The sequence below is a fragment of the Siansivirga zeaxanthinifaciens CC-SAMT-1 genome, assembly GCF_000941055.1.
Classification (GTDB): Bacteria; Bacteroidota; Bacteroidia; order Flavobacteriales; family Flavobacteriaceae; genus Siansivirga; species Siansivirga zeaxanthinifaciens.
This window is the reverse complement of the sequence record NZ_CP007202.1, coordinates 500,818-511,186: the sequence shown is the minus strand read 5'-3', so window position 1 is coordinate 511,186 and position 10,369 is coordinate 500,818. Positions and strand designations below refer to the sequence as shown.

The window sequence follows — 10,369 nt, the reverse complement described above, 5'->3', positions numbered from 1 at the left end:
TCTTACTTGGCAATCAAATATGGTATAACTTTAGACCAGTCTGTGTCAAGCTATGTAAATTCAGCAGGTAATCCAGTATGGGATAATACAACCTATTGGAACGATGTTTTTGGTATTGGAAAAGACGATGTTAGTGGCTTAAATCAATCGCAGTCTAACAGTATCAATACAGGTTCTGGAGATGGCACTGGCCAAACTGGAAAAGGAAATATTGTAATAAGCAATCCGTCATCTTTAGAAGATGGCGACTTTTTAATGATTGGTCATGACAATGGAGCATTAGTGGAACAATCTACAGACTTGCCAACGTCCTTAAGCTGTTTTTCAAGATTAGGAAGAGAATGGAAAGCAAACCATACAAATGATGTTGGAACAGTAGACTTGAGTTTAGATATTAATGGACTAACAGTAGGAGGTACCCTGAAAGAAGATTTTAGATTAGCTATCGATCAAGATGGTGACGGCAATTTTACAACGGGTACCGTAACTGTAATTACTCCAAACAGTTTAACATCTGGAGTACTGTTGTTTCAAGGTGTTACATTAAATTCTGGGGCTGTATTTACATTTGTTACAGGACCAGAGACTATTAGCCCAACCATAACATGTGTATCAGACCTAACACAACCAAGCGATGCCGGAAACTGTTCTGCAGTAGTTAATAATATAGCTCCAACAGCCAGTGATAATTGTGCAGTAACCACCCAAACTTGGACCTTAACAGGCGCTACTATAAAAAATAGTGCGACTACAGGAATAAATGATGCCAGTGGAGAGACTTTTAATCTGGGTGTTACAACAGTAACTTATACTGTAAGTGATGCAGCAGGAAACACAAATACCTGTAGTTTTGATGTTACCATAACCGACACTGAATTACCAACGATAGCCACTGTAGGAGCAGTTACTGTACCAGCCGATGCTGGTGTTTGTACGTACTCAACCAGTCAATTACCACCACCGTCAACCGATGATAATTGTGGAGTAGCGAGTGTTGTAGTGAGTCCGTCAAGTTTAGCTTTAGGAGCTCATACCGTGACTTGGACTGTAACCGATAATTCTGGTAATACAGCAACGACAACCGAAACAGTTACTGTAGTAGACACTGAATTACCAACGATAGCCACTGTGGGCGCAGTTACTGTACCAGCCGATGCCGGTGTTTGTACGTACTCAACCAGTCAATTACCACCACCATCAACCGATGATAATTGTGGAGTTGCATCAGTGGTAGGAATTCCATCGACATTAAATGCAGGTTCGAATACCGTTACCTGGATAGTTGTTGATGATTCTGGAAATCAAAACAGATCAATTCAAACAGTAATTGTAGTAGAGAATGAGCTACCAACCATATCCAATTTAGGGCCAATAACAGTGAATTCCGACCCCGGCGTTTGTACGTATGCAAGTTCACAGTTAACACCGCCAACAACGAATGATAATTGTGGTGTAGCAAGTGTAGTGGCGAGTCCATCGAGTTTGGTTTTAGGAGATAATTTAGTGACTTGGACAGTTACAGACAATGCAGGAAATGTAGCAAACTCACTTCAAACAGTTACAGTTGTAGATAATGAACGTCCAACGATAGTTATTGCAGGTCCTGTTACTGTAAGTTCCGACCCAGGTGTTTGTACGTATGCAAGTTCACAGTTAACACCACCAACAACCAACGATAATTGTGGTGTGGCGAGTGTTGTGGTAAGTCCATCGAGTTTAGCTATAGGAAATAATACAGTGACTTGGACCGTAACCGATGATTCAGGTAATACAGCAACCGCAACACAAATAGTTACAGTAGAAGATACAGAAAATCCAACCATCGCTTCAGTTGGTTCTGTTACTGTAAATGTAGATGCGGGCTTATGTACCTATGATACGAGTCAATTACCACCACCTGCAGCCGATGATAATTGTGGTGTTTTGTTTGTAATTTCAGATAAAACGACTCTAAATGTTGGAGTTAATACGTTAACATGGTATGCTTTTGATTTTGAACTTAATTTTAGCTCAACAACTCAAACGGTTATTGTAGTAGAAAACGAAGCGCCAACCATTGCGACATTAGGTCCAATAACAGTAAGCTCAGATCTTGGAGTTTGTACTTACGATAGTTCTCAATTACCACCACCAGCAACCAGTGATAATTGTGGCGTGGCAAGTGTGGTAGCGAGTCCATCAACTTTAGTTTTAGGACCCAATACAGTAACATGGACAGTTACAGATAACGCAGGAAACATAGCAAACTCCATTCAAACAGTTACAGTAGAAGATAACCAAGCGCCAACCATCGCAACGGTTAGTGCCGTTACAGTATCTGCCGATGCCGGTGTTTGTACTTATAATACGAGTCAATTACCACCACCAGCAACCAGTGATAATTGTGGTGTGGCAAGTGTTGTGGCGAGTCCATCAACTTTAGTGTTAGGTTCAAATACGGTTACATGGACAGTAACAGACAATGCTGGAAATATAAAAACGACAATACAAGGCGTCACTGTTCAAGATAACGAAGCGCCAACATTCACCTCTGTTAGTGCAATTACAGTAAGTGCCGATGCTGGAGTTTGTACCTATGCAAGTTCTCAGTTAACACCGCCATCAGTGACTGATAATTGTGGTGTCGCAGGGATACTTCGAAATCCTGGAGTTTTATCTGTAGGTATTAATACCGTAACATGGACAGCAATAGATGATTCAGGAAATCAAAAAAGCATTATTCAAACAGTTACTGTAGAAGATAATGAAGATCCAACCATTGCTTCGGCAAGTAATATAACCGTAAGCTCAGATGCTGGAACATGTACTTATGCAAGCTCACAGTTAACACCACCAACAGTGAATGATAATTGTGGCGTAGCAAGTGTGGTAGCGAGTCCATCAACTTTAGTTTTAGGACCAAATACAGTTACATGGACAGTAACCGATAATGCAGGGAATACAGCAAGCACAACCCAAACAGTTACTGTAGAAGATAATGAAGACCCAACCATCGCTGCGGCAAGTAATATAACGGTAAGCTCAGATGCTGGCACATGTACTTATGCAAGTGCACAGTTAACACCACCAACGGTGAATGATAATTGTGGCGTGGCAAGTGTGGTAGCGAGTCCATCAACTATAGTTTTAGGACCAAATACAGTTACATGGACAGTAACCGATAATGCAGGTAATACAGCAAGCACAACCCAAACAGTTACTGTAGAAGATAACGAAGACCCAACCATCGCTTCGGCAAGTAATATAACGGTAAGCTCAGATGCTGGCACATGTACGTATGCAAGTTCACAGTTAACACCACCAACAGTGAATGATAATTGTGGCGTAGCGAGTGTTGTAGCAAGCCCATCGAGTTTAGCTTTAGGTGCTAATACAGTTACATGGACAGTAACCGATAATGCAGGCAATACAGCAAGCACAACCCAAACAGTTACCGTAGAAGATAACGAAGATCCAACCATCGCTGCGGCAAGTAATATAACGGTAAGTTCTGATGCTGGCACATGTACTTATGCAAGTGCACAGTTAACACCACCAACGGTGAATGATAATTGTGGCGTAGCGAGTGTTGTAGCAAGCCCATCGAGTTTAGCTTTAGGTGCTAATACAGTTACATGGACAGTAACCGACAATGCAGGTAATACAGCAAGCACAACCCAAACAGTTACTGTAGAAGATAATCAATTACCAACAGTAAGCTGCCCTGCAAACCAAACTGTAGTAGCTGATGTAAGTGGTTTTTATACACTACCTGATTATTTTGGTACAGGAGCAGGTTCTGCAACCGATACTTGTTCGGGAACGATAGCTGTTTACAGTCAATCTCCGACTGTAGGAACACAACTTGGTATTGGTGTGTATACAATTACTTTAACAGCAGAAGATGCTAGTGGAAATATTGGTAGCTGTGATTTTGAATTAACGGTTAGTGCGCCATTAGGTTTAGAAGATTTGAATCGAGATATAAAAACGATTCAGTTGTATCCAAACCCATCAAGTAATTTAGTTTATTTAAGTAATCCATCAAGAATCAATTTGCAAGAGGTTTCTATTTACGATGTTACTGGTAGGCTTATAGAAACCATTAAGCTTAAATCTGAAGAAAAACAAGAAGTTATAGATATGTCTCATTGGGACAGTGCGATGTATCTTTTTGTGATAAAAAGTGATTTAGGACAGGTTACTAAATCTGTAGTTAAAGAATAAACTTATAATTGAATTACAAACAAAAAGCCTCAAATACATATTTGAGGCTTTTTGTTTAAATAAAGTCTTTAATTAAGTTGATATAAAATTTAATTAATATCAAAAAAAAACCCGCTGACTTTAAAAGTAGCGGGTTTTTTAATTATTTAATTTGATTACCGTCTTTATCGAAAAAGTGGTATTCTAAATATGTGTAAGCATCTCTTGGTAAAATTTTAACCCATTTTTTATGTTCTAAAAACCATTTAGAACGTGTAGATGGAAAACCTTTTGTTAAAAAGGCTGCTATAAAAGGATGTGTGTTTAAGGTCAGCTTTTTATAGTCTTTTTTAAATAGTTGTTCAAGATCGTGTGTTATTTTAGACACTATTCCTATGGGTGCCTCAACTTCAGAACCATTAATGATTTCGTCGGGGTTTTCCTCGCGCGTTTTAATATTCATTTCTGGACGTACACGTTGTCTTGTAATTTGTATCAAGCCAAATTTACTTGGCGGCAGTATCTTGTGTTTAGCTCGGTCGTTTTTCATTTCATCTCTAAAATGATTGAATAGCTTCTGCCTGTTTTCTGCGCTGGTCATGTCAATAAAATCGACTACAATAATGCCTCCCATATCTCGTAAACTTAATTGTCGGGCAATTTCGGTAGCTGCTATTAAATTAACTTCTAATGCAGTATCCTCTTGGTTGTTGGCTTTGTTAGACCGGTTTCCGCTGTTTACGTCTATTACATGCAGGGCTTCGGTGTGTTCTATTACTAGATAAGCACCTTTTGCCATGGAAACGGTTTTACCAAACGAGGTTTTAATTTGTCGTTCTATTCCAAATTTTTCAAAAATAGGAACATTAGATTGATACAATTTAACTATAGATTCTTTGTTAGGTGCAATTTCATGCACGTAATCTTTAATTTGAATGTAAAGCTCTTCATCATCTACATGAATACTAGTGAAAGTATCGTTAAATAGATCACGCAAAATAGATGAGGCTTTATTCATTTCTCCTAGTACTTTACTAGGATGATGTGCTTTATGTAGCTTTTTACACATTGCCGTCCAACGACTAAGCAAATTTTGTAAATCTTTATCTAGTTCAGCTACTTTTTTGCCTTCTGCTACTGTACGGACTATAATACCAAAACCTGGAGGCGTTATGCTTTTTACCAATCGTTTTAGACGGTCTTTTTCTTCTTTGTCTTCTATTTTTTGTGAAATAGAAATACGACTAGAAAAAGGTACTAAAACAATATATCGACCAGCAATAGAGAGCTCGGAGCTAATTCTAGGGCCTTTGGTTGATATGGGTTCTTTTACTATTTGTACTAATAGCGATTGATTTGATTTTAAGACATCGGAAATTTTACCGTCTTTATCAATATCTTTTTCAAATGGGAAATTTTTTAAAGAGAAATCTTTTAGTTTACCTGTGCTTACACTTTTTGTGAATTTTAAAAGGGAAGGAAGTTTAGGACCTAAGTCGTGATAATGCAAAAATGCATCTTTTTCGTAGCCTACATTTACAAATGCGGCATTTAGTCCAGGAACAGCTTTTCGTATTTTGGCTATAAACACATCACCAACCGAAAAGTTATTACCACCTTCGTCTTTCTGTAATTCAATAAGTTTTCCATCTTTTAATAAGGCAAAATCAACATCATCGGAACTAGATCTAATGATCAATTCTTTATCCATTTAGTTAATTTTTATCCATACACTCTAATTAAAATTGAAAAGGTAATAGTTAAAAAGTTAAAAGTGTAACACCAATAACTAGTAACTATAAACCATCAACAGTTAATTAAATTATACAGATGGATTATACATTGTTTTTATCTTTAAAATAAATTAAAGATATCACAGGATTTTTTAAATCCGTGGAGTTCATAAAGCACGAAGTGCCTAAAACATTAATGAACTCATTTCAAAGAACGTTGTTTTTAAAAAACCAAAAAAAGTAGCTATTAACTACTTTTTTGGATTATTTTTTCTTTTTGTGACGGTTAGCGCGTCTACGTTTTTTACGCTTGTGCGTTGCAACCTTATGTCTCTTACGTTTTTTACCACTTGGCATAAATAGTGTGTTTTAAATTAATAATTTATTTTAATGTTTTAATTAACGTCTACATTTGTTTTAACGCCTTCAACAAATACTTTTGCAGGCTTAAATGCAGGAATATTGTGAGCAGGTATTTTAATAGTTGTGTTTTTAGAAATGTTTCTACCAGTTTTTTCTGCTCTTGTTTTTATTATGAAACTTCCAAAACCTCTTAAGTAAACATTGTCACCATTTTCTAATGAGGTTTTTACTTCTTCCATAAAAGTTTCAACTGTTGCTTGAACATCACCTTTTTCAATCCCTAATTTCTCAGAAATTTTTGCTACTATATCAGCCTTCGTCATTTTATAATATATTTTGTTAGATTACTATTAGTTTTAAAAGGGATGCAAATATAGGAATTTAAAATTCAATATTTCAAACCTAATACATTAAAATTTAAGATTATAAACGTTTATTTTTACAAGCTCAATTTATTTGAATAATGAATTTTTCAAAAACATTAAAAACTTGGTATTCAGTTAATAAGCGCGATCTTCCTTGGAGGCAAACTACCAATCCATATCATATATGGTTGTCTGAAATTATATTACAGCAAACACAAGTTAAGCAAGGAATGCCATATTACGAGGCTTTTTTGGCCGAATTTCCGTCAGTTTTTCATTTAGCTAAGGCTTCAGAAAACGATGTTTTAAAATTATGGCAGGGACTGGGTTATTATTCCAGAGCACGAAATTTACATGCAACCGCAAAGTATGTTGCAAACGAATTGCAAGGCGTTTTTCCAAATACATATAAGGAGTTATTAAAATTAAAGGGTATTGGCGATTATACTGCCAGTGCCATAGCATCTATTTGTTTTAATGAAGCAGCTGCGGTTGTCGATGGAAATGTGTATCGGGTTTTATCCAGATATTTTGGAATCGATACGGCTATTAACTCTACTAAGGGTAACAAAGAATTTAAGCTTTTAGCTCAAGAACTTATTGATAAAAATGACCCGGCTATTTTTAATCAGGCTATAATGGAGTTTGGAGCAACTCAATGTAAGCCTCAAAGTCCAGATTGTTCTCTGTGTCCTTTTAATGCCAGTTGTTTTGCATTTAACAATAATAAAGTGGCTAGTTTTCCATTAAAAATTAAAGCAGCCAAGGCCAAGAAGAAGTATTTCAATTTTCTGGTTATTGAATCTAAAAACGAGCAAACTTTGTTAGAAAAACGAGAAGGTAAAGGCATTTGGGAAAATTTATACCAATTCCCTCTGGTGGAAACCAATAAGGATATGGATTTTGATGATTTTAATGAAATTGTAAAAAATGTCGATTTGCTTAAGAATATCGATTATCATTTATCTCTTTTTAATTCTGAAGCTATCGTTCATAAATTATCACACCAACATTTATACTCTAAATTCTGGATTGTAAAAACCGATGCATCATTGCCAAATACCATTGCTATTGAAACCGTAAAAGAATATCCTGTTCCTATTTTAATAGGTAATTTTATCGAATCGTTTTATTTTTAAACATAGCTATTTTTGCGTGCAAATTTTTATTAATTTTAAAAAAAAGGAATTCAATTCATTTATAATGATGTGCAATTCTGTAATTTTGTTCACTTAAAATATTCATATTATGGCAGGAACATTAAATAAAGTGATGCTTATCGGGCACTTAGGCGATGAAGTGAAAATGCACTATTTTGAAGGTGGTGGCTGCGTTGGGCGTTTTCCTTTGGCAACAAACGAAACCTATGTAAGTAAGCAAACGAACGAACGTGTTACCAATACCGAATGGCATAATATAGTAGTAAGAAATAAAGGTGCCGAAATTTGTGAAAAATATCTTAGCAAAGGCGATAAGGTGTATATTGAAGGTCGTCTAAAAACAAGAAAATGGCAAGATGAAGGCGGAAACGAGCGTTATTCTACAGAAATTCAATGTACAGATTTTACATTTTTATCAACTAAAAAAGAAAGCGAAGCCAATGCTTCAAATGCTGCAGCATCTCCGGTTTCTAAACCCGAAACCAAACCAGAGGCCACAAAAGCACCTGTAATAGAAGACGATGAAGATGATCTTCCGTTTTAATAAAAGTTCATTAAAAGAATAAAAAGTTTAACCAAATTTATAGTACTTGGATCCTGACCCCACGAGTTTTAAAAGTTTAATATTAACAGTAGATTATTCTGTAGTATTAGGAATTGTGTTATTGTTTGTGCTACTCTTTTGTTCTGCACTTATTTCTGGTGCCGAAGTAGCTATGTTTTCATTAACCCGAAGTGATTTAGAAAAAGGTTTAGAAAGTAAATTAAAACCTATTTTAATTATCGAAAAATTATTAGAGCGACCAAAAAAACTATTGGCTACGATATTAGTTGCTAATAATTTTATAAACATCGCCGTTGTAATTTTATTTGCTTACATAAGCAGCGATTTGTTTTCGGTAATTACCTCTCCAATCTTAAAATTCACCTTTGAAGTGGTAGTGGTTACCTTTTTAATTTTACTTTTTGGAGAAATTCTTCCTAAAATTTATGCCAGTCGTAATAACTTAAAATTTGCAACATTTATGGCGTATCCTTTACGTGTTCTAGATGTTGTTTTGTCTCCATTAAGTTTGCCAATGCGAAGTGTTACAATTGCTATTCATAATAGGTTGGGGAAACAAAAATCTAATTTAAGTGTCGATCAATTATCTCAGGCCCTAGAACTAACAAGCGAAGAGGATACTACAAAAGAAGAACACAAAATTTTACAAGGTATTGTGCAGTTTGGTAATACCGAAACCAAACAAGTTATGCGTCCGCGAATAGATATTTTTGCACTAAACATCGAACAGAAGTTTAGTGAGATTTTGCCGGAAATAATAAAAAATGGTTATTCAAGAATACCTATTTATAAAGATAACATCGACTCCATTAAAGGAATTTTATACGTTAAAGATTTACTGCCCTATATTGATAGAAAACAATTTGATTGGAATGCGTTAATTAGAGATCCGTTTTTTGTACCTGAAAACAAAAAGCTAGATGATTTAATGGCAGAGTTTCAAGAGAAAAAAGTGCATTTGGCTGTTGTAGTAGATGAATATGGTGGCACATCTGGATTAATTTCATTAGAAGATATTATTGAAGAAATTGTTGGCGATATAAGCGATGAGTTCGATGATGAAGATTTGACCTACTCGAAACTAGACGAACATAATTTTGTTTTTGAAGGAAAAACAGCTTTAAAAGATTTTTATAAAATTATTAAAATTGAAGACGAAACGGTTTTTGAAGAAAACAAAGGCGAAGCAGAAACCATTGCTGGGTTTGTTTTAGAAATTTCAGGAAGCTTTCCTAAGTTAAACAGTAAAATAAATTTTAAAAATTACGTTTTTAAAATAGAAGCTTTAGACAAAAAAAGAATCAAGCTTGTGAAATTCACCATCCTTAATGAAGCCTAATTTTTATTTATTAATACTTGTTTTAATAAGTGCATTTTCATGCTCTGAAGATTATGTGCCTAAACCTAAAGCCTATTTAAGGTTAGATTATCCTAGAGCCCAATACACCAATTTAAATACCGATTTGCCATTTACTTTTGAAAAAAACCTGCAAGCGACAAAAATTAATATCAGACAATTAAAGGCGCCAACCGAGAGCTATGGTATTAATCTGGAATATCCAACCTTAAAAGGGGTTGTTTTTATAACATACAAAGCAATAGAAGGTCGTGAAGAAAACTTAACCGATTATCTGCGCGATGCACAAAAATTTACTTTAGAGCACGCTGTTAAAGCCGATGAGATACCAGTATATCCTTTTGAAGATAGTAAGCGTAAAGTTTATGGAGTATTATCGGAAGTAAAAGGCAACGTCGCCTCACCAGTGCAATTTTATGTTACAGACAGTGAGAATCATTTTTTAACGGGCTCTCTTTATTTTAATGCAAAACCCAATTACGATTCTATTTTACCGGCCATTAATTATATGCAGAAAGATATTGGCCATATTATGGAAACGTTAAAGTGGAAAAATTAAAAAGCCTTCAAATACTTTTGAAGGCTTTTTGGTTTTTACATGTTAAAATAAGCCGTATCGCAATCCCTTTTCCTCAGCCGTT

Annotated in this window: 7 protein-coding genes; 5 read left to right on the top strand and 2 right to left on the bottom strand. The window is 35.4% G+C overall.

Annotated elements, in window-relative coordinates; translation table 11 throughout:
* Positions 1-6 precede the first annotated feature (6 nt).
* Positions 7-4,206, top strand: a complete 4,200-nt coding sequence (locus AW14_RS02400) for an HYR domain-containing protein (RefSeq protein ID WP_044637359.1) — start codon at positions 7-9, stop codon at positions 4,204-4,206.
* A gap of 142 nt (positions 4,207-4,348) precedes the next feature.
* On the opposite strand, the gene AW14_RS02395 is transcribed toward AW14_RS02400, so the two are convergent.
* Together AW14_RS02395 and AW14_RS02390 are read right to left on the bottom strand one after the other, a co-directional pair.
* Positions 4,349-5,896 carry an Rne/Rng family ribonuclease gene (locus AW14_RS02395; RefSeq protein ID WP_044637358.1) on the bottom strand — a complete coding sequence of 516 codons (1,548 nt, stop codon included), beginning with the start codon at positions 5,894-5,896 and terminating at the stop codon, positions 4,349-4,351.
* A gap of 417 nt (positions 5,897-6,313) precedes the next feature.
* Positions 6,314-6,604, bottom strand: a complete 291-nt coding sequence (locus AW14_RS02390) for an HU family DNA-binding protein (RefSeq protein WP_044637357.1) — start codon at positions 6,602-6,604, stop codon at positions 6,314-6,316.
* A 140-nt stretch (positions 6,605-6,744) separates the two neighbouring features.
* On the opposite strand from AW14_RS02390, the gene mutY reads away from it, so the two are divergent.
* The 4 genes from mutY (at position 6,745) to gldD (ending at position 10,287) form a co-directional block, all read left to right on the top strand.
* The gene (mutY, locus tag AW14_RS02385; protein WP_044637356.1) at positions 6,745-7,785 is read left to right on the top strand and encodes an A/G-specific adenine glycosylase; all 1,041 of its coding nucleotides are present in this window, start codon (positions 6,745-6,747) and stop codon (positions 7,783-7,785) included.
* A gap of 109 nt (positions 7,786-7,894) precedes the next feature.
* The gene (locus AW14_RS02380; RefSeq protein WP_044637355.1) at positions 7,895-8,350 is read left to right on the top strand and encodes a single-stranded DNA-binding protein; all 456 of its coding nucleotides are present in this window, start codon (positions 7,895-7,897) and stop codon (positions 8,348-8,350) included.
* Between the two features lie 46 nt (positions 8,351-8,396).
* A complete protein-coding gene (locus tag AW14_RS02375; protein ID WP_044637354.1) occupies positions 8,397-9,710 on the top strand; it encodes a gliding motility-associated protein GldE in 1,314 nt (437 codons plus the stop codon).
* Entirely contained in the window at positions 9,700-10,287 is a 588-nt protein-coding gene (gene gldD, locus AW14_RS02370) for a gliding motility lipoprotein GldD (RefSeq protein ID WP_044637353.1), read from the top strand. Before AW14_RS02375 ends, gldD begins: the two co-directional genes overlap by 11 nt.
* Positions 10,288-10,369 lie beyond the last annotated feature (82 nt).

Bases quoted from the DNA above. Each gene is read 5' to 3' on its own strand.
- AW14_RS02395 (WP_044637358.1), bottom strand. From the start codon at position 5,896: ATGGATAAAGAATTGATCATTAGATCTAGTTCCGATGATGTTGATTTT.
- AW14_RS02390 (WP_044637357.1), bottom strand. From the start codon at position 6,604: ATGACGAAGGCTGATATAGTAGCAAAAATTTCTGAGAAATTAGGGATT.
- mutY (WP_044637356.1), top strand. From the start codon at position 6,745: ATGAATTTTTCAAAAACATTAAAAACTTGGTATTCAGTTAATAAGCGC.
- AW14_RS02380 (WP_044637355.1), top strand. From the start codon at position 7,895: ATGGCAGGAACATTAAATAAAGTGATGCTTATCGGGCACTTAGGCGAT.
- gldD (WP_044637353.1), top strand. From the start codon at position 9,700: ATGAAGCCTAATTTTTATTTATTAATACTTGTTTTAATAAGTGCATTT.